15 protein-coding genes are annotated in these 19,158 nt (G+C 71.8%); 12 read left to right on the top strand and 3 right to left on the bottom strand.

The window, feature by feature from the left end; all coding sequences use genetic code 11:
* Window positions 1-8 precede the first annotated feature (8 nt).
* Window positions 9-851 (top strand): ABC transporter permease, encoded by an 843-nt coding sequence (locus IE250_RS13965; RefSeq protein WP_229872454.1) that lies wholly within the window; start codon window positions 9-11, stop codon window positions 849-851.
* A 28-nt stretch (window positions 852-879) separates the two neighbouring features.
* On the opposite strand, the gene IE250_RS13960 is transcribed toward IE250_RS13965, so the two are convergent.
* Window positions 880-3,186, bottom strand: a complete 2,307-nt coding sequence (locus IE250_RS13960) for a hypothetical protein (RefSeq protein WP_189669898.1) — start codon at window positions 3,184-3,186, stop codon at window positions 880-882.
* Between the two features lie 137 nt (window positions 3,187-3,323).
* Here IE250_RS13960 and IE250_RS13955 point away from each other — a divergent pair, with 137 nt between their 5' ends.
* The 3 genes from IE250_RS13955 to IE250_RS13945 all read left to right on the top strand — a co-directional run bounded on the left by IE250_RS13955 (window position 3,324) and on the right by IE250_RS13945 (window position 6,882).
* Window positions 3,324-4,646, top strand: a complete 1,323-nt coding sequence (locus IE250_RS13955) for a M50 family metallopeptidase (RefSeq protein ID WP_268247828.1) — start codon at window positions 3,324-3,326, stop codon at window positions 4,644-4,646.
* Between the two features lie 72 nt (window positions 4,647-4,718).
* Window positions 4,719-5,861, top strand: coding sequence for a flavodoxin-dependent (E)-4-hydroxy-3-methylbut-2-enyl-diphosphate synthase (gene ispG / locus IE250_RS13950; protein ID WP_189670289.1), 1,143 nt, complete (start codon window positions 4,719-4,721; stop codon window positions 5,859-5,861).
* A 61-nt stretch (window positions 5,862-5,922) separates the two neighbouring features.
* Entirely contained in the window at window positions 5,923-6,882 is a 960-nt protein-coding gene (locus IE250_RS13945) for a GNAT family N-acetyltransferase (RefSeq protein ID WP_189669897.1), read from the top strand.
* A 38-nt stretch (window positions 6,883-6,920) separates the two neighbouring features.
* Here the strand turns inward: IE250_RS13945 and IE250_RS13940 are convergent, their stop codons facing one another.
* A complete protein-coding gene (locus tag IE250_RS13940) occupies window positions 6,921-7,847 on the bottom strand; it encodes an Fpg/Nei family DNA glycosylase (protein ID WP_189669896.1) in 927 nt (308 codons plus the stop codon).
* Window positions 7,848-7,994: 147 nt separating this feature from the next.
* Between IE250_RS13940 and IE250_RS13935 the strand changes: the two genes are divergently transcribed.
* Window positions 7,995-9,821 (top strand): proline--tRNA ligase, encoded by a 1,827-nt coding sequence (locus IE250_RS13935; RefSeq protein WP_229872453.1) that lies wholly within the window; start codon window positions 7,995-7,997, stop codon window positions 9,819-9,821.
* Window positions 9,822-9,836: 15 nt separating this feature from the next.
* Here IE250_RS13935 and IE250_RS13930 read toward each other — a convergent pair whose 3' ends face one another.
* A complete protein-coding gene (locus tag IE250_RS13930) occupies window positions 9,837-10,877 on the bottom strand; it encodes a DUF4439 domain-containing protein (RefSeq protein WP_189669895.1) in 1,041 nt (346 codons plus the stop codon).
* A 199-nt stretch (window positions 10,878-11,076) separates the two neighbouring features.
* Between IE250_RS13930 and rimP the strand changes: the two genes are divergently transcribed.
* The 7 genes from rimP to IE250_RS13895 all read left to right on the top strand — a co-directional run bounded on the left by rimP (window position 11,077) and on the right by IE250_RS13895 (window position 19,099).
* Window positions 11,077-11,670: a ribosome maturation factor RimP gene (rimP, locus tag IE250_RS13925; RefSeq protein WP_189669894.1), complete on the top strand. Its 594-nt coding sequence runs from the start codon at window positions 11,077-11,079 to the stop codon at window positions 11,668-11,670.
* Between the two features lies 1 nt (window position 11,671).
* A complete protein-coding gene (nusA, locus tag IE250_RS13920; RefSeq protein WP_189669893.1) occupies window positions 11,672-12,721 on the top strand; it encodes a transcription termination factor NusA in 1,050 nt (349 codons plus the stop codon).
* Between the two features lie 78 nt (window positions 12,722-12,799).
* On the top strand, window positions 12,800-13,072 hold the full coding sequence (locus IE250_RS13915) for a YlxR family protein (protein ID WP_189669892.1): 273 nt from the start codon (window positions 12,800-12,802) through the stop codon (window positions 13,070-13,072).
* A 177-nt stretch (window positions 13,073-13,249) separates the two neighbouring features.
* Entirely contained in the window at window positions 13,250-16,243 is a 2,994-nt protein-coding gene (gene infB, locus IE250_RS13910) for a translation initiation factor IF-2 (RefSeq protein WP_189669891.1), read from the top strand.
* 92 nt (window positions 16,244-16,335) lie between these two features.
* Entirely contained in the window at window positions 16,336-16,773 is a 438-nt protein-coding gene (gene rbfA, locus IE250_RS13905) for a 30S ribosome-binding factor RbfA (RefSeq protein ID WP_189669890.1), read from the top strand.
* A 128-nt stretch (window positions 16,774-16,901) separates the two neighbouring features.
* Window positions 16,902-17,972, top strand: coding sequence for a tRNA pseudouridine(55) synthase TruB (gene truB, locus IE250_RS13900; protein WP_189669889.1), 1,071 nt, complete (start codon window positions 16,902-16,904; stop codon window positions 17,970-17,972).
* A 104-nt stretch (window positions 17,973-18,076) separates the two neighbouring features.
* Window positions 18,077-19,099, top strand: a complete 1,023-nt coding sequence (locus IE250_RS13895) for a bifunctional riboflavin kinase/FAD synthetase (protein ID WP_189669888.1) — start codon at window positions 18,077-18,079, stop codon at window positions 19,097-19,099.
* Window positions 19,100-19,158 lie beyond the last annotated feature (59 nt).

Here is a 19,158-nt window from a genome sequence, read left to right as displayed (position 1 = left end):
TCCGACCGGTGACGGCACCGCTCAGCCGCCGGCTGACCGGCGCACTGATCCCGGTCTACTGCGCGCTCGCCTTCGTGTTCCTGCTCGCGCCCAGCGTCTACACCGTCCTGTACTCGTTCAACGACGGCGGCAGGCGGAACCTCGTGTGGCAGGGCTTCACGCTCGACAACTGGCGCAACCCCTGCGGGGCGCCCCAGGTGTGCGAGTCGTTCGCGAACTCGCTGCAGGTGGGCCTGCTGTCCACGCTGTTCGCCACCACGCTCGGGACGCTCATCGCGATAGCCCTGGTGCGCTACCGGTTCCGCGGGCGGGCACTGGCCAACGTGCTGATCTTCCTGCCCATGTCCACCCCCGAGGTCGTGCTGGGCGCTGCCCTCCTGTCGCAGTTCCTCACGCTCCAGCTGCAGCTCGGGTTCTGGACCGTCGTGCTCGCGCACGTCATGTTCAACATCTCGTTCGTGGTCGTCGCGGTCAAGGCGCGCGTCCAGTCCATGGACCCGCGCCTGGAGGAGGCCGCCGCCGACCTGTACGCCTCGCCCTGGCAGGCGTTCTGGAAGGTGACGTTCCCGCTGCTCGTGCCGGGGATCGTGGCCGCTGCGGCGCTGGCGTTCAGCCTGAGCTTCGACGACTTCATCATCACCAACTTCAACTCCGGCTCCTTCACCACGTTCCCGAAGTTCGTGTACGTGTCGGCGGCCCGCGGCATCCCGGCGCAGGCCAACGTGATCGGTACGGCGATGTTCGTGGCCGCGCTGGTCGTGGTGATCGGGGCGCAGGTGGTGGCGGCGCTCCGCCGTCGTGCCCTGCGGATGGTTGTGGGCGGGATCGTTGCGCCTAAGACGGGCGCATAGTCGCAACGATCACGCCCACAACCATCCGTCAGCGGCGGCTGGTCCAGGTGAAGACCGTCCAGCCGGTCACCAGGGCGCCCACGGTGACCAGGGCAGTGGCCGCTACCGCCTGGACGCCGTTGATCAGGCCGGCGTCCATGGCCACCTGGACAGTGCCGATCAGGGCGTAGACGCCGGCGAACACGGTGATCGCGGAGAGCGTGCCGTCCATCAGCCGACGGCGGGAGCGTTCGCGCTTGGCCTCCGCCGCCCGCTCGCGGTCGCCGTGCAGGCGTTCGAGGGCGGCGAGCCGGGCGGCGATGGGCTCCTGGAGGAGCTCTCGCAGCCGCTCGAGGACCACCGCAGCCTGCTGCTCGAAGTGCGACGCCTGCAGCAGCTGGTTCAGCATCCGGGACTCCAGGGCGGAGGCGAGAAACGTGGGGGAGGTGATGGTGGTCAGCGTGGTGCGGACCTCGGAGGCGAACTCGTGCAGGCGCAGCTGCTCGCGGGTGAGCCGCTCCTTACGGTCTGCGAGGTCGGCGCCGTTGTTCACGTCGTGGTCGGCCAGCATGGTGGCGACGAGCCGCAGGTGGTCGGCGAGGGTTGCGTTCCAGGCGCTGAACAGCCCGTTGAGGCTGGCGACGAACTCGGCGAGCGAGCCGTACTGGGAGATCTTGAAGTGCGCCGTGCCGACCAGCGCGACGGTGGTGGAGTTGGTGGCCACCGCCACGACGTCGCCCAGGTGCCGCACGCCCTCCAGCAGCACAGGGTTGCGCTGGCGCAGCGTCCAGTCGCACAGCGTGGCCGTGCCGTAGGAGACCGGGTGCAGCAGGACCTGCGAGCCGAACGCGGCCAGCAGCTCGTCCCCCGTGGTGACCGGCGTGCGCTTGGCGGGGGGCGCGGCCGGGCCGCGCCCCCGGCTCGCCTCGTAGACGGTCGTGACCACGTGCGCGCGCCCCTGGGCGATCTCGGTCGCCTCGCGGACCAGATCGGCGGTGGCGCGCTGGAGCAGGTCGGCGAGGTCGAAGAGCCGCTCCGGCGGCAGCGCGCCCCCAGGGTCGACGTCGACGGACGAGCCGTCGGGGGCTATCCACTTCACCCGGATGTCGGCGTGCAGGTTGGACAGGCGGAACCGGGCGTCGCGGACCTGTTGCGGCGACTGGTCGCGCGCCGAGTACCGGAACCGGACGTAGTGGTTGCCGAACTCGGTGAACCGCACGTCGCAGGACAGCTCCTGGATGAGCGATCCGTCGGGCTGCTCCAGGCGAACGTTCGGCATCGACAGCGACACCCCGCCGTACGGGCGCGCGGCCCGGTCGACGCTGGCCCAGACGTCGTCCATCTTGAGGCTGCCGCGGACCGCGAACGCCTGGACGCCGAGCAGCTCGGGCCGCTCGTCCCGGTCGGCGATGCTCCGGATGGCCGCCACCGCGGCGGCCGGGCTGACGTCCCGCAGCCCGAACGGGTAGATGTAGATGGTCCTGAGCCGGTCGAGCGTGAGCCAGGTCGCGTCGAGGTTGCGGTGCAGCTCCGCCAGGTGCATCCGGTAGGAGCGCAGCTCGCTGGCCAGGATGTAGTTGAGGTGCCGGTCGGTCTCGGCGGCGCGCAGGCCGTCGAGCGCGGGGCCGAGCCGCGCCGGGTCGCCGGCCATCGCAGCGGACGCGGCACGGGCGGCCTCGGTCAGCGCGCGGAAGTACCGGATGCGGGTCACCGCCTGTGGCACCAGGACGCGGCGGAACGGCGAGGTCGGGTCCGGGATCGCCCGGGCAGCGTGCAGCAGCTCGGCGCATCGCTCGCCGGCCCGCCCGGCGGTGTCGGCCAGCCGCTCGAGGCTGCCCGCGCTACGGGCGGCCGACGTGTGCATCTGGGTGATGAGGGTGCGCAGCAGCACGGCCACTGCGTCGCCCTCGGCCCGGCAGACGTCGTCCGGGGCATTGTCGCGGCACGTCGCCCAGGTCTCGACGAAGGCGCGCAGCGGGACGATGATGCGTCCGTGCCGGAATGTGTACTGCAGGGCGTCGCTCGCCTGGGACCACAGGTAGACGCCGAGCAGGGCCGCGGCGCGCGGCTGTGCGGCGACGGCGGTCAGCGCGGCGGCGGTCTGGGGGCCACGGGGGTCGCCGGGCACGGGGTGGCGGCGGTTCGGCGCCTCGCCGTCGTCGCCCATGTTCCAGCGTGAGGCGGCCCAGATGCCGCTGACGTCCACGCCGATCTCGCGCAGCTGCCGCGCCACGCCGGACTCGCCGTCCGCGCCGGGCCAGGCCTCCGTATGGAACAGCGAGGTGAGACTCTCCGTGAGGGACGCGGGGCCGTGGGCGTGCAGCTCCCGGAACTCAGTTGCGGACGAAACCGACATGTCATTAGGTTAATGACGAGTAACCGATGTTTCAACGAATTACCATGAATCCGGAACAATGCGAATGCCGGATGGCCGTCGCGGGGGAGAGGTTCGCCGCCTTCCGAGCTGTCGGAGAGGTGCCGTAGTCTCGGACCGTGAGCATCGTTCCGCACATCGTTGGTTGGCTCGTCCTCCTCGTGGGCGTCATGGTCTCGATCGGTCTGCACGAGCTCGGGCACATGATCCCGGCCAAGAAGTTCGGTGTGCGCGTGAGCCAGTACATGGTGGGCTTCGGCCCCACCGTCTGGTCGCGGACCAAGGGGGAGACGGAGTACGGCATCAAGGCGATCCCGCTCGGCGGGTTCGTGCGCCTCGTGGGCATGATGCCGCCCGCCCCGGCGGGCACCCGGCGCGGCACGGGCTTCTGGAGCGAGCTCGTCGCGGATGCGCGCGACGCGTCCGTCGCGGAGGTGCGTCCCGGCGAGGAGCACCGCGCCTTCTACAACCTGTCGACGCCGAAGAAGCTGGTCGTCATGTTCGGCGGGCCGTTCGTGAACCTCCTGATCGCCACGTTCCTGATGGGCGTGATCCTGGTGGGCTACGGCCTGCCCGCGGTCTCCACGACGGTCGCCCAGCTGTCGGAGTGCGTGCCTGCATCGGTCACCTCCACCGCCACGGGCAACGACTGCGAGGAGCAGCCGGCCGCGCCCGCCGCCGCGGCCGGGCTGGAGCCGGGTGACGAGATCGTCGCCTTCGGCGGCACCGACGTGACCAGCTGGCAGCAGCTGGTCGGCCTGATCAACGAGTCCGCCGGGCGCGAGTCCGAGGTGGTGGTGCTTCGCGACGGCGAGCGCACGACCCTCGAGGTGACCCCGGCCAGGACCGACCGTCCCGTCGTGGACGAGGAGGGCGCGGCGGTCCTCGGGGCCGACGGCGAGCCGCTCGTCGAGCCCGGCGGGTTCGTGGGCTTCTCCCCGCTCCAGGTGCGCGAGCAGCAGCCGCTGTGGCGGGTCGTGCCCGAGGTGGGCAACATGACCTGGCAGACGGCGACCATGGTGGCGACGTTCCCGGTCCGCCTGGCCGACGCCGCGACCGAGGCGTTCACCGCCGAGGAGCGATCGCCGGACTCCATCCAGTCGGTGGTGGGCGTCGCGCGGATCAGCGGCGAGATCATGGCGCTGGACGAGGCGATCCTCGACCGTGTGATGTTCTTCCTGAGCCTGCTGGCGAGCCTCAACATCGCGCTGTTCGTCTTCAACATGATCCCGCTCCTGCCGCTCGACGGCGGGCACCTGGTCAACGCCCTCTACGAGGGCGGCAAGCGCACGGTCGCCCGGGTGCGCAGGGCGGCGGTGCTGCCCGGCCCGGCCGACGTCGCGCGCATGACACCAGTGGCGTACGTCGTCTTCATGATCCTGCTGGGTGTGGGCGGCATCCTCATCGTGGCGGACCTGGTGGATCCGGTGCGGATCACGTGACGCCGAACACGATGTGCGGTTTGCACCTTCCGAAGCAGGGATACTGATCCCGTGAGCGCAATCAGCCTCGGCATGCCCGCAGCACCCCCGCCGGTTCTCGCCCCCCGCCGCAAGACCCGAAAGATCAAGGTCGGCAAGGTGGAGGTGGGCGGTGACGCACCCGTGAGCGTGCAGTCCATGACCACCACGCCCACGACCGACATCAACGCGACCCTCCAGCAGATCGCGGAGCTCACGACGGCAGGCTGCGACATCGTGCGCGTCGCCGTCCCGACCTCCGACGACGCCGAGGCGTTGCCGATCATCGCGCGGAAGTCCCAGATCCCCGTGATCGCGGACATCCACTTCCAGCCGAAGTACGTCTTCCAGGCGATCGACGCGGGCTGTGCCGCCGTCCGCGTCAACCCGGGCAACATCCGCAAGTTCGACGACCAGGTCAAGGAGATCGCCCGCGCCGCGAAGGACGGCGGCGTCTCGCTCCGCATCGGCGTCAACGCGGGCTCGCTCGACAAGCGTCTGCTGGCCAAGTACGGCAAGGCGACGCCCGAGGCCCTGGTGGAGTCCGCCGTGTGGGAGGCGAGCCTCTTCGAGGAGCACGACTTCCACGACTTCAAGATCTCGGTCAAGCACAACGACCCGGTGATCATGGTCCGCGCCTACGAGCTGCTCTCCGAGCGCGGCGACTGGCCCCTGCACCTCGGCGTCACCGAGGCGGGCCCGGCGTTCCAGGGCACCATCAAGTCGGCCACCGCGTTCGGCGCGCTGCTCAGCAAGGGCATCGGCGACACGATCCGCGTCTCCCTCTCGGCCCCGCCGGTCGAGGAGGTCAAGGTCGGCAACCAGATCCTGCAGTCCCTCAACCTGCGTCCCCGCAAGCTGGAGATCGTGTCCTGCCCCTCCTGCGGCCGTGCCCAGGTGGACGTCTACACGCTCGCCGAGAAGGTCACCGCCGGGCTCGAGGGCATGACCGTCCCGCTGCGCGTGGCCGTCATGGGCTGCGTGGTGAACGGCCCGGGTGAGGCCCGTGAGGCCGACCTCGGTGTCGCCTCCGGCAACGGCAAGGGCCAGATCTTCGTCAGGGGCGAGGTCATCAAGACAGTCCCCGAGTCGATGATCGTCGAGACGCTCATCGAAGAGGCGATGCGGATCGCGGATGCGATGCCCACGCCGGAGAATGAGGCACAGGCCGGTTCGCCGGTCGTTTCGGTCGGCTGAGCTGGAGTTGAACCGCAGGCTCGGGCGACACTGAGAGAGTCTGACTCGAACGGAGCAAGGTATGTCCCGCTGGCGCACCCCGGTTCCCGCCGGAGCGCGCCCGGACGGGCCGCCGGAGCCGGGCGAACGAGACACCCTGGCGCAGCGTGGTCGCCGTGAGAGCGCACGGGTGCTTTCTCGCGCGGACCTGGTGCAGGCGCTCGCGGTCTGCGCCGTCGACCCCGTCTCGTCCGTGCTCGCCACCGCCCGCCTTGAGATCGCCGTGCGCTCCGGGTTCGGCGCTGCCGCGGGTCAGGCGTGGGGCTTTCCCGCCGTCGGGCCGCTGGAGGCCGTGTGCTGGGCCGGCGCCAACCTGGTGCCGGTGATCCCTGTCGCCGATCGGGCCCGGCGCGCCGAGGCGGTCGCCGCCTTCGCGGCGGTGGCGCGAGTGCACGGGCGGCGGTCGTCGTCGGTCGTGGGGGAGCAGTGGGCCGCACTCGCCCTCTGGGAAGAGCTGGCGCCGTACTGGCCCCCGGCCCGCGACGTGCGCGCCGACCAGCCGTCGATGGCCATCCGGAAGCCGCCCTTGCTGCCGCCCGAGCCCACCGTCCGCCGCTCGGTGCCCGCCGAGCTGGACCTCGTGCTGCCCGCCTGCGTGCGCATGTTCACCGAGGAGGTCGGCTACTCGCCGGTCGCCTCGGGCGGGTCCGCCTACGCCGAGCGCGTGCGGTCGCTCATCACGGAGGGGCGCTCGTTCGTGCGCCTCGTGCCCGACGTCGGCGGGCGGCCCGCCGTCGCGTTCAAGGCCGAGCTCGGCGCGGTGGCCGGCGGGGTGGCACAGGTGCAGGGCGTCTGGGTGGAGCCGGCGTTCCGCGGCCGGGGCTGGTCGGAGTCGGGCATGGCGGCGGTCGTCGATGCGACGCGCGCCTCGATAGCGCCCGTGGTGTCGCTGTACGTGAACGCCTACAACGAGCGGGCCGTGGCCGCATACCGGCGGGTGGGCTTCGAGCAGGTGGGTACGTTCGCGACAGTGCTGTTCTGACGCGGCTTCGAACCGGTCGAACCGAGAGACGGCGAACGTCACCGCAGCAGCTTGGACATCCTGCGGTCCGCCAGGGGTTTTCCGCCCGTCTGGCACGTGGGGCAGTACTGCATGGACCGGTCGGCGAAGGACACCTCGTGCACGATGTCGCCGCAGGGGATCCCGTTCCAGCCGGGGCACGGCAGCCCGGTGCGACCGTGCACGCGCATACCGGCGCGCTTGGCGTCCTTGAGCTCCTTGGCCGGTTTGCCCGACGCCGCCGCTATCGCCTCCGCGAGCACCTCGCCGATCGCGGTGTGCAGCCGGGCCGTCTCCTCGGGGGTGAACGACCCGGTCTGCTTGTACGGGCTGAACCGGCCTGCGTGCAGGATCTCGTCGCTGTAGGCGTTGCCGATGCCCGCGATGGCCCGCTGGTCCCGCAGCAGCCCCTTGATCTGCTGGTTCCTCGCGGACAGCAGGCCGGCCAGCACCTCGGTGGTGAACTCCGGGGCGAGCGGTTCCACGCCGAGGGAGGCGATCATCTCCACCTCGGCAGGATCACGGACGACATGCACCGCGAGCCGCTTGCGCGTGCCCGCCTCGGTGAGGTCGAACCCGGAGCCGTCGTCGAGCCGCACGCGCAGCGCGAGGATCGCGCCCCGGCTGGAGCCGCCGAGGGACGGCCGGACGGGCTTGGTGGACAGCGCGTCCGACCAGCGCACCCAGCCGCCCCGCGAGAGATGGAAGACCAGGTGGAGCGGGGCGCCGCCGTGCCCGGGGGAGGTAGGAGCGGCGGAGGCCACGAGGTCCAACCACTTGCCGTGCCGCGCGACGTCAGTCACCTCGCGCCCGGCGAGCGCATCGACGGGCGGGTCGAACGTCTTGAGCGCGGCGATCGAGCCGACCTCCACCGCGGCGACCGTGCGCCCGGAGGTCCGTTCGCGCAGGAAGTCGGCGAGTGCGGCGACCTCGGGCAGCTCCGGCATGGGCTCATCCTCCGAGACTTCACGACCCCCGGCAAGACCAGCCGGTCCCGGCAGGCGCGGCGAACCGCAAGCAACGGGCGGACGGGCAGGTTGCGGTTCGGCAGATTCCGGTGAGCCGCGGCGGCCCTCGCGGATAGGCTGTGCCCCATGTCTTCCGCACGCCTCATCCAGGGCGACGTGCTTCGCATGTCGTCCCTCTTCGTCCGTACCCTGCGCGAGGACCCGGCCGAGGCCGAGGTCGCAAGCCACAAGCTCCTCGTGCGGGCCGGGTACATCCGACGTGCCGCCCCCGGCATCTACTCGTGGCTGCCGCTCGGCCTGCGGGTGCTGGCCAAGATCGAGGCGATCGTCCGCGAGGAGATGGTCGCGATCGGTGGCCAGGAGGTGCACTTCCCGGCGCTGCTGCCGCGAGAGCCCTACGAGGCGACGGGCCGGTGGACGGAGTACGGCCCGAACCTGTTCCGGCTCAAGGACCGCAAGCAGGCCGACTACCTCCTGGCGCCGACGCACGAGGAGATGTTCGCGCTCCTGGTGAAGGACCTGTACTCGTCCTACAAGGACCTGCCCGTCATCCTCTTCCAGATCCAGACCAAGTACCGCGACGAGTCGCGCCCCCGCGCGGGCCTGATCCGCGGGCGCGAGTTCATCATGAAGGACTCCTACTCCTTCGACGTCAAGGACGAGGGCCTGGACGTCAGCTACCAGAAGCACCGCGACGCGTACGAGAAGATCTTCCAGCGCCTCGGCCTGGACTATGTGATCGTGTCCGCGATGTCGGGCGCCATGGGCGGCTCACGCTCCGAGGAGTTCCTCTCGCCCTCGCTGATCGGCGAGGACACGTTCGTGCGCTCGCCCGGCGGCTACGCCGCCAACGTCGAGGCAGTGGTCACGCCGGTCCCCGAGGCGGTCCCGTACGACGACGCCCCCGCGGCACACGTCGAGGACACCCCCGACACCCCCACCATCGGCACCCTCGTGGCCGTCGCGAACGAGAAGTTCCCGCGCCCCGACCGGCCCTGGACCGCCGCCGACACCCTGAAGAACGTGGTGCTCGCCCTGGTCCAGCCCGACGGGACCCGCGAGCTGCTCGTCGTCGGCCTCCCCGGCGACCGCGAGGTCGACCTCAAGCGCCTCGAGGCCGCGCTGTCGCCCGCCGAGCCCGAGGCCGCAACCGAGGAGGACTTCAAGAAGGCCCCGCAGCTGGTCAAGGGCTACATCGGCCCGCAGGCCCTCGGGCCCCAGGGCGCTCAGATCGAGGGGCCTGACGGCGAGAAGATCCCCGCGATCCGCTACCTGCTCGACCCCCGCGTGGTGCCCGGTACCCGGTGGATCACCGGCGCCAACGAGCCCGGCAAGCACGTGTTCGACCTCGTGGCCGGCCGCGACTTCACCGCCGACGGCACCGTCGAGGCCGCCGAGGTGCGGGCCGGCGACCCGGCGCCCGACGGCTCCGGCCCGCTGGAGCTCGCCCGCGGCATCGAGATGGGCCACATCTTCCAGCTCGGCCGCATGTACGCCGACGCGCTCGGCCTGTCCGTGCTCGACGAGAACGGCAAGCAGGCGGTCGTCACGATGGGCTCCTACGGCGTCGGCGTCACGCGGGCGCTCGCGGCGCTCGCGGAGGCCAACCACGACGAGCGCGGCCTGGCCTGGCCCGCCCATGTCGCCCCGGTGCACGTGCACCTGATCGCGACGGGCAAGGGCACCGAGGTGTACGAGGCCGCCGAGTCCATCGCCGCCGACCTCGCCGCCCGTGGCATCGAGGTCCTCTACGACGACCGGCCCACCAAGGTGTCGCCGGGCGTGAAGTTCAAGGACGCGGAGCTGCTCGGCGCCCCGCTGGTGGTCGTGGTGGGCAAGGGCCTGGCCGACGGCGTGGTCGAGGTCCGGCCGCGTGTCGGCGAGGCGGAGCAGTTCCCTGTGGCCGACGTCGTGACCGCGGTGGCGGAGAAGGTGGCCGCGCTCCTCGGCTGAGTCAGACCAAGGCGGTCAGGCGCGCTCCGGCAGACCCGGGAAGGGTATTGCCGGGGCGCCCCACTGGGCGCCGGCGAGGGTGGCCTCGGTCAGGAGCGCTACGAGGATGGCGCGGGTGCCCTGCTCGGCGATGCCGACCAGCGTGGCGTAGTTCTGCGCCAGGTCGGACTCGAGGTCGCGGGCGAGGTCCGTCGTGGGCGTGTCCGGAACCGCGTACGCGACGCGGCGCGGGTCCTGGTCGGTGCCGTCGATCCCGGCGACGAGCGCCCAGGCCTGGGCCCGGCCGCGGTGCAGCTTCGCGCGCTCGTAGGCCTGGGTGCGTACCGAGCCGTCGGCCTGCGCCGCCCGCACCTCGAGCGCGTAGCCGGCGGAGTCCTCGGCCAGGACCAGGGCGCTCAGCTCCTCGGCCGACAGGCCGGTGGGGATGGCCACGGGGCCCGCGCCCGCCGATGCCAGGGCCGCCGCGGTCTCCCCGGCGTCGCCCGGCTCGGCGGGCTCCGGTATCCGGGTCGGGGGGAGCGCGGGGCCCTTGGTGCCGGTGAGCTGCGCGAGACTCCTGGCGTACTGCGTCTGGGACGTGGAGATCGAGGCGAGGAGCCGGCCCAGCGGTCCGAGCTGTGCCTGGTCTGCGGCGGCCCGGGTGCGCGCGGCTGCGTCGCGCAGCGACGTGACGACGGCCCGGGGCGTCTGCTCCGGGGTGCTGGCGGAGGGGGACGCGCCCGACCGTTCGGACAGGATGTCGCCCAGGCCTGAGTCGTACTCGCCACCGAGCTGCTCGGCCTGCGCGATCGCGACCTCGGAGATGACGGTGAGCTCGGCCGAGATATCGGCCTTGACCCCGTCGGCCGCGGCGGCGGCCTCGGCCTGCTCGGCGACGAGCAGCGCGTCGGCGACGGCGGTGCGCCGCACCACCTCGGCCGCGTCCGGGACGGGCTCGGTGGGCGGTGGCGACTCGAGGCGCACGCCACAACCTGAGAGAATGATCGCGCAGGTCAGGGCCAGCGCGGTCAGGCCTGACCGGCGTCGGGTGCGGGCCTCGCGGCCGAAGGGGTTCATCGTGGCCGATGATGCCATGTTCCGGAACCCGATTCGTGCCCGACCGAGATTGCGGTCGGGTCACGGACATCACGTTCTTCGCGAAGTGCCGAGGTCCGGCGCTTCGTTACGCTTGACGCAGACAACAACAGCACATCGGTCGAACCGTTCCGGCTCGAACCGTGCCCCCGCACGAGGGGGAGCCGACGGGAGGCAGTCGATGACACAGCAGGCGGATGCGGTCCGCGAGGTGGTGGGACCGGTGGTCGAGGCCGCTGGGCTCCACCTCGAGGAGGTGATCGCCACCCGGGCGGGCAGCAAGTCCGTCGTGCGCGTCACCATCGACCTGCCGGAGGACGCCGTGGGCAGCCTCGACTCCGACGCGCTGGGCGAGGCGTCGCGCGCCATCTCCGCGGCGCTCGACGCGGACGACGTGGTCCCCGGCGCTTACACGCTCGAGATCTCGACGCCGGGCACGTCCCGGCCGTTGTCCGAGCTGCGGCACTTCAAGCGCGCCCGGACCCGGCTGGTGACGCTGAAGCTGACCGACGGCAGCCGCGCCGAGGGCCGGCTGACCGACGTGCTCGCGGACGCCGACGGAGACGTCCTGGTGCTCGACGACGACCGGCGGATCCCGGTCGGCGACGTCGTCCGGGGCAAGGTCGAGGTCGAGCTCAAGCGGCTCGACGACGCACAGGATGCCGAGGCTGCGGAACTGGGCGAGAGTGCAGGTGAAGACACCGACGACGACTCGGACGGTGCTGGTACGGACGACACGACCGAGGGTCACCCCGGCCGCAACGAGGAAGGCTGACATGGACATCGACATGAGCACGCTGCGCATGCTGGAGCGCGAGAAGGACCTCAGCCTGGACATCCTCGTCTCAGCCATCGAGCAGGCCCTCCTCTCGGCCTACCATCGCACCCCGGACGCCTACCACCGGGCGCGCGTCGAGGTGGACCGCTCGTCGGGCCACGTCACGGTGTGGGCGCGCGAGGAGCTGCCCGTCGTCGAGGACCTGGAGGACCCCGACGCGCGCCCAGTCGTCGAGTACGGACCCGAGTTCGACCACACGCCGCAGGACTTCGGCCGCATCGCCACCGCGACGGCCCGCCAGGTGATCGTGCAGCGGCTGCGTGACGCCGAGGACGACCAGGTGCTTGGCACCTTCCGCGGCAAGGAGGGCGAGGTCCTGGCCGGCATCATCCAGCAGGGCCGCGACCCGCGCATGGTGCTGGTGGACGTGGGCGGCACCGAGGCCGTCCTGCCGCCCCACGAGCAGGTGCCCACCGAGGAGTACGTGCACGGCGAGCGGCTGCGCGCCTACGTGGTCGAGGTCAGCCGCGGAATGAAGGGCCCCCAGATCACGTTGAGCCGTACGCACCCGAACCTGGTGCGCAAGCTCTTCGAGCTCGAGGTCCCGGAGATCGCTGACGGCTCGGTGGAGATCACCGCCATCGCCCGCGAGGCGGGGCACCGCACCAAGATGGCCGTCCGTACCCGGGTGTCCGGGCTCAACGCCAAGGGCGCGTGCATCGGCCCGATGGGCGCCCGTGTCCGCGCGGTGATGGCCGAGCTGCACGGTGAGAAGATCGACATCGTCGACCACAGCGACGACCCCGCCGCATTCGTGGCGAGCGCCCTGTCGCCGGCACGTGTGTCGTCAGTCACAGTGGTCGACGCCGACGCGCGTGCCGCACGGGCCGTCGTACCCGACTATCAGCTGTCCCTCGCGATCGGAAAAGAGGGCCAGAACGCCCGTCTCGCCGCGAAGCTGACCGGCTGGCGCATCGACATCCGCTCGGACGAGGCCGCGGACGCCGACGCAGGTGGAACCGCCACCGACACGCGGGACGGCCGGTAACGCCCGGTGGGTCGGCGCGGTAGACTGTCCGAGTCTGGGCCACGTGCCCGTCTTTCGACATACCCCGCTCCGCCCGTCATGGGTCCGGTGCGCACGTGTGTCGGATGCCGGGGGCGCGACCAGCGGTCTGCACTCCTGCGTCTGGTGCTGGACCCGGTGCATGATGACGATGTGGCAGAGCCACAGCGCATCATCGTCGATGTCCGTGCCTGCCTGCCGGGTCGCGGTGCCTGGGTCCACCCGGAGCCGCGGTGCCTGGAGCTCGCTGAGCGTCGCAGGGCCGTTCCACGCGCACTGCGTGCCGACGGGCCTCTCGACCTCAGCGAGGTACGAGCACACCTCGGCCAGTAAGTGTGCCGGCCGCAAGACAGTCCCGACCGGGCGCAACCATGCGCCCGGCCGAAGTATGCGATTCGTCGACAAGGAAGCGGGTCAGAAGCCGATGGGCACCCGATGAGTCCCCAGCGATGAGTACTCAGTACTAACGGTGGTCCTCCCTGTCTTGGGATGGACCGAGACAGGAGAGTTGTGGCTAAGGTCCGCGTCTACGAGCTTGCGAAAGAGCTCGGAGTGGAAAGCAAGACCCTGCTTGGCGAGCTGAAGTCGGCAGGCGAGTACGTCCGCTCGGCGTCGTCGACGCTCGAGCCGCCCGTCGTGCGGCGCATGCGCGACAAGTTCCCCGCCGGTGGCGCCGCCGGCCCGTCCGACACGGGCGCAGCGGCGAAGTCCCCCGCACCGAGCGCACCCAGGCCTGCCGCGAAGCCCGCGGCCCGGAAGCCGGCCGAGCCGGCTCCCACGCCGGCCCCGGCTCCGGCACCCAGCAAGCCCGAGGCCGAGGCCGCGCCCACACCGGCGCCTGCTCCGGCTTCGCGCCCCGCGCCGGCGGCACCCGCCCCGGCCCCCGACCAGACCCCGGTGGCGCCTGCGGCGTCCGCCACGCCTGCCGCGGCTCCCAAGCCCGGCGCTCCGAGGCCGGCCGCCGCGGCTCCCAAGCCCGGCGCGCCGAAGCCCGCCGCTGCGCCCTCGGGTGCGCGTCCGGGTCGCGACGGCGGCCGTGGTGGCCGTCCCGGTGGCGACCGTCCCGGTGGCGGTACGCCGCGTCCGGGCAACAACCCGTTCGCCACCAGCCAGGGCATGCCCCGTCCCGGTGGCGGCCGTGGTCGCCCGGCGGCCGCCGGCAGCGACCGTCCCGCCGGTGGTAACCCGCGTCCGGGCAACAACCCGTTCGCGACCAGCCAGGGCATGCCGCGTCCGGGGCAGCGCCCCGAGCGCAGCGAGCCGGCCGGCGAGCGCTCGGGCGGTCCTCGTCCGGGTGGCCCGCGTCCCTCGGCGCCCCGTCCCGGTGGCACCGGTGGCGGCGGCCCGCGCCCGAACCCCGGCATGATGCCGGGCAAGACGTCCATGCCCCGTCCGGGCGACCGCCCGGCCCCCGGTGGCGGTCGTGGCCGCCCCGGCGGCGGCGGTGGCCGTCCTGGTCCTGGTGGGGCAGGCGCCGGTGCTGGCGCCCCGGGTCGTCCCGGTGCCGGCGGTGCTGGTGGCGGTGGCGGCTTCGGCGGCCCGCGTCGCGGCGCCGGCGGTCGTGGTGCGACGCAGGGTGCCTTCGGGCGCGCCGGCGGCAAGCCGGTCCGCGGGCGTAAGTCGAGGCGAGCGAAGCGCCAGGAGTTCGAGGCCATGCAGGCCCCGTCACTCGGTGGCGTGCAGGTCCCTCGCGGCAACGGCAGCACGGTCGTCCGGCTGCGCCACGGCGCATCGCTGAACGACTTCGCGGACAAGATCGACGCGAACCCCGCGGCGCTCGTGACCGTCCTGTTCCACCTGGGCGAGATGGCCACGGCCACGCAGTCGCTCGACGAGGACACGTTCGGCACGCTGGCCACCGAGCTCGGCTACCAGATCGAGATGGTCTCGGCCGAGGAGGAGGACCGCGAGCTGCTCGGGTCGTTCGACATCGACCTGCAGGCCGAAGAGGCCGACGAGTCCGACGACGACCTGGTCGTGCGTCCGCCGGTCGTGACCGTCATGGGTCACGTCGACCACGGTAAGACCAAGCTGCTGGACGCGATCCGCAAGTCGGACGTGGTGGCAGGCGAGCACGGTGGTATCACGCAGCACATCGGTGCCTACCAGATCGTGCGCGAGCACGAGGGCGCCGACCGTGCCATCACGTTCATCGACACCCCGGGCCACGAGGCGTTCACCGCCATGCGTGCCCGTGGTGCGCAGGTCACGGACATCGCGATCATCGTGGTCGCGGCCGACGACGGCGTGATGCCGCAGACGGTCGAGGCCGTGAACCACGTGCAGGCAGCAGGCGTGCCGATCGTGGTCGCGGTGAACAAGATCGACGTCGAGGGTGCGAACCCGGCGAAGGTGCGTCAGCAGCTCACCGAGTACAACCTGGTGGCCGAGGAGTACGGCGGCGACACGATGTTCGTCGACGTCGCGGCGAAGCCGGGCATCGGTATCGATGACCTGATCGACGCCGTCCTGCTGACCGCGGACGCGTCGCTCGACCTGCGGGCGAACCCGACCAAGGACGCACGCGGCGTGGCCATCGAGGCGAACCTCGACAAGGGCCGCGGTCCGGTGGCGACGGTGCTGGTCCAGGCCGGCACGCTGCACGTCGGCGACGCGATCGTCGCGGGTACGGCCTACGGCCGCGTCCGTGCGATGTTCGACGAGCACGGCACCGCGGTCGAGGCGGCCACCCCGGCCCGTCCGGTCCAGGTGCTGGGTCTGACGAGCGTCCCGGGCGCCGGTGACACGTTCCTCGTGGCTCCGGACGACCGCACCGCCCGCCAGATCGCCGAGAAGCGTCAGGCGGCGGAGCGTGCAGCGACGCTGGCCAAGCGCCGCAAGCGGATCAGCCTCGAGGACTTCGACGTCGAGCTCAAGAAGGGCAAGGTCGAGAGCCTCAACCTCATCCTCAAGGGTGACGTGTCCGGTGCCGTCGAGGCACTGGAGGACGCGCTGCTCAAGATCGATGTGGGCGAGGAGGTCGAGCTGCGCGTCATCCACCGTGGTGTGGGTGCGATCACGCAGAACGACGTCAACCTGGCCACGGTCGACAGCGCCGTGATCATCGGCTTCAACGTGAAGTACGGCGAGCGCGTCGAGGAGCTGGCGGAGCGCGAAGGCGTCGACGTCAAGTTCTACTCGGTCATCTACCAGGCGATCGAGGACGTCGAGGCGGCCCTCAAGGGCATGCTCAAGCCGGAGTACGAGGAGGTCCAGCTCGGGACCGCGGAGATCCGCCAGGTCTTCCGTTCCTCGAAGTTCGGGAACATCGCCGGTTCGGTGGTCCGTTCGGGCAGCATTCGCCGCAACTCGAAGGCGCGTGTGCTCCGCAACGGCACCGTGGTGGGCGACAACCTCACCATCGAGTCGCTGCGTCGCGAGAAGGACGACGTCACCGAGGTCCGCGAGGGCTTCGAGTGCGGTATCGGTCTCGGGTCGTTCAACGACGTCAACGAGGGCGACACCATCGAGACCTTCGAGATGCGCGAGAAGCCGCGCGCCTGACGCTGATGGCTCATTGAGTGCGGGGTTGTTCGCCCGGCCGGTTCGGCCGGACCGGGCGAACGGCCCCGCACTCACGCTGAAAGGACAAGTTCATGGTCGACAACCCGCGGGCCCGCAAGCTCGCCGACCGCATCAAGGTGATCGTCGCGCAGATGATCGACACGCGGATCAAGGATCCGCGCCTCGGTTTCGTGACGGTCACGGACGTCCGGGTGACCGGTGACCTGCAGAACGCCTCGGTGTTCTACACGGTCTACGGCTCGGACGAGGACCGGACGGGCACCGCAGCGGCGCTGAAGAGCGCCACGGGTCTGATCCGCTCGGAGGTGGGCAAGCAGACCGGTGTCCGCCTGACGCCTACCCTCGAGTTCCACCTCGACTCCGTCCCCGACACGGCGGCCAACCTCGACGCCGCGCTGATCGAGGCCCGCAAGCGCGACGCCGAGCTCGAGGCGCTGCGTGCCGGAGCCCGCTACGCGGGCGACGAGGACCCGTACAAGAAGCCGCGCGAGGACGACGAGGCCGAGTGACCTCGGTCACCGGCCCGTGACGTCGACGCCGCCTGCCGCCTGACCGGGGCTCTCGAACTTCGGTCGGGGCAGGTGGCGTCGGTGTACAACGCCGCGCGCCACCCCTGAGCCCCGGGATACTGATACCTATGATTTCACCCAGCCCGCAGCCGCCGGCACGCCGTCCGACGGCCGCCGACGGCTTCGTCGTGGTCGACAAGCCGCAGGGCTGGACCAGCCACGACGTCGTCGGGCGGATGCGGCGTCTCGCCGGGACCCGCAAGGTCGGCCACGCCGGGACGCTGGACCCGATGGCGACGGGTGTCCTCGTGCTCGGGATCGGCAAGGCCACCCGCCTGCTCACCTATGTGGTGGGTGCCGACAAGGACTACGACGCGACGATCCGGCTGGGCGTGGCCACCACCACTGACGACGCCGAGGGCGACGCCGTGTCCGTTGCCGAGCCGGACGCCGTCGGGCGGGTGGACCGGGTGGCCCTTGACGCCGCCATCGCGGAGCTCACCGGCGACATCCAACAGGTCCCCACGTCCGTCTCCGCGATCAAGGTGGACGGCAAGCGCGCCTACGCGCGCGTCCGGGCGGGGGAGGAGGTCGCGCTGCAGGCGCGGCCCGTCACCGTGTCCCGGTTCGACGTCCTGGACGTCCGCGCGGTCACGGCAGCGGTGCCCGACGTCGACCTGGTCGGCACCTACGTCGACGATCCCGATCCCGACGCCCAGGACCCCGATGCCCACCCATCGGTGGTCGAGCTTGCCGAGACCCCGACCCGGGACGTCCCGGCCGTCGACGTCGACGTGCGCGTCACCGTCTCGTCCGGCACCTACGTCCGCGCCCTCGCGCGCGACCTCGGCGCCGCGCTCAGCACCGGCGGGCACCTGACGATGCTGCGACGCACCCGCGTGGGCGGCTACGACCTCGCCGGCGCCCGCACTCTGGAGCAGCTGGAGGCGCAGGCCGACGCCGACGGCACGCTGGCCACGATCCCGCTGGCCGACGCCGCCCGCGGCACGTTCCCGGTCCGTGAGCTCACCGAGGTCGAGGTCCGCGCGCTCGGCTACGGCCAGTGGGTGGAGCCGTCGGGGCTGGCAGAGGTGGTGGCGGCGCTGTCGCCGTCGGGCGCGCTCGTGGCGCTGCTGGAGGACACGCGGCGCCGGGGCGACAACCTTGCCCGGCCCGTGCTGGTGCTCGCGCCGCACTGACCCGGGCATCCCCGGGCTCGGGCTACGCTTTTGACGTTCGGTGCGGGAAGTCGCGTAAGCGGCCCCTTGCGCCTGCGCCACCCGATTCATGAGGAGCAACCCGCGTGCAGCTGTGGACGGACCTGGAACAGGTTCCCCCCGGATTCGGGCCATCAGTGGTGACGATCGGCAACTTCGACGGCGTCCACCGCGGCCACCAGGCGGTGCTGAGGCGCATCCTCAGTCTCGCCCGGAGCGACGCAGCCCGCGCCGTCGCAGTGACGTTCCATCCGCACCCGGCGGTGGTGCACCGGCCCGAGTCGGCCCCCGAGCTGATCACCGGCCTGGAGGACCGCCTCGCCCTCATGGAGCGCACCGGTCTGGACGCGACGCTCCTGGTCAGCTACACCCTCGACTTCGCTGCCCAGACGCCCGAGGAGTTCGTCGCCCGGTACCTCGTCGACGGTCTGGGCGCGCGCACGGTGGTGGTGGGCCACGACGTGCGCTTCGGCAAGCAGAACGCGGGCACGCTGGCCACGATGGTCGAGCTCGGCGGGCAGCACGGGTTCGAGGTCGTCGCGATCGAGGACGTCGGCGCAGCCCTGCCGATCGAGGGCGACGGGCACCAGCGCTGGTCGTCGACGGCGGTGCGCGCACTGCTCGCGGAGGGCGACGTCGACCAGGCCGCCGACGTGCTCGGCCGCCCGCACCTCGTGCGCGGCACCGTGGTGCACGGCGACGCCCGGGGCCGGGAGATGGGCTTCCCGACCGCCAACCTGGGCGGCATCACCGGGCTCGTCCCGGCCGACGGCGTCTACGCCGGCTGGCTGCGCCGCGGCACCGCCGCCGCCTGCGCGAGCCTCGCCCAGCCCGAACGTGACCGGGCGGCGGCGTCCGGCACCGGGATGGGGCAGGAGGAGATCCTGCCCGCCGCGATCTCCGTCGGCACCAACCCGACGTTCGACGGCGTGGAGCGCCGCGTCGAGGCGTACGTGCTCGACCGCACGGACCTTGACCTGTACGACCAGACGGTCGCGCTCGAGTTCGTGTCCCACCTGCGGCCCACGCTGCGGTTCGACGGCATGGAGCCGCTCATCGCCCAGATGAACGACGACGTGGCGCGCTCCCGGGAGATCCTGCGGGCGTGAAGCGAGCGCCACCGAGCGTCCGACACGTGGTGGAGGTCTCGCGCACGCCGTCGGGCAGC

Source organism: Promicromonospora soli, from assembly GCF_014653785.1.
GTDB lineage: Bacteria > Actinomycetota > Actinomycetes > Actinomycetales > Cellulomonadaceae > Promicromonospora > Promicromonospora soli.
Note: the sequence above shows the minus strand (reverse complement) of the source record. Positions and strands in the feature narration are given on the sequence as shown.

Bases quoted from the DNA above. Each gene is read 5' to 3' on its own strand.
- rbfA (WP_189669890.1), top strand. From the start codon at position 16,336: ATGGTCGACAACCCGCGGGCCCGCAAGCTCGCCGACCGCATCAAGGTG.
- IE250_RS13930 (WP_189669895.1), bottom strand. From the start codon at position 10,877: ATGAACCCCTTCGGCCGCGAGGCCCGCACCCGACGCCGGTCAGGCCTG.
- nusA (WP_189669893.1), top strand. From the start codon at position 11,672: ATGGACATCGACATGAGCACGCTGCGCATGCTGGAGCGCGAGAAGGAC.
- rimP (WP_189669894.1), top strand. From the start codon at position 11,077: ATGACACAGCAGGCGGATGCGGTCCGCGAGGTGGTGGGACCGGTGGTC.
- IE250_RS13935 (WP_229872453.1), top strand. From the start codon at position 7,995: ATGTCTTCCGCACGCCTCATCCAGGGCGACGTGCTTCGCATGTCGTCC.
- truB (WP_189669889.1), top strand. From the start codon at position 16,902: ATGATTTCACCCAGCCCGCAGCCGCCGGCACGCCGTCCGACGGCCGCC.
- ispG (WP_189670289.1), top strand. From the start codon at position 4,719: ATGCCCGCAGCACCCCCGCCGGTTCTCGCCCCCCGCCGCAAGACCCGA.
- IE250_RS13960 (WP_189669898.1), bottom strand. From the start codon at position 3,186: ATGTCGGTTTCGTCCGCAACTGAGTTCCGGGAGCTGCACGCCCACGGC.
- IE250_RS13915 (WP_189669892.1), top strand. From the start codon at position 12,800: ATGGGTCCGGTGCGCACGTGTGTCGGATGCCGGGGGCGCGACCAGCGG.
- IE250_RS13945 (WP_189669897.1), top strand. From the start codon at position 5,923: ATGTCCCGCTGGCGCACCCCGGTTCCCGCCGGAGCGCGCCCGGACGGG.
- IE250_RS13940 (WP_189669896.1), bottom strand. From the start codon at position 7,847: ATGCCGGAGCTGCCCGAGGTCGCCGCACTCGCCGACTTCCTGCGCGAA.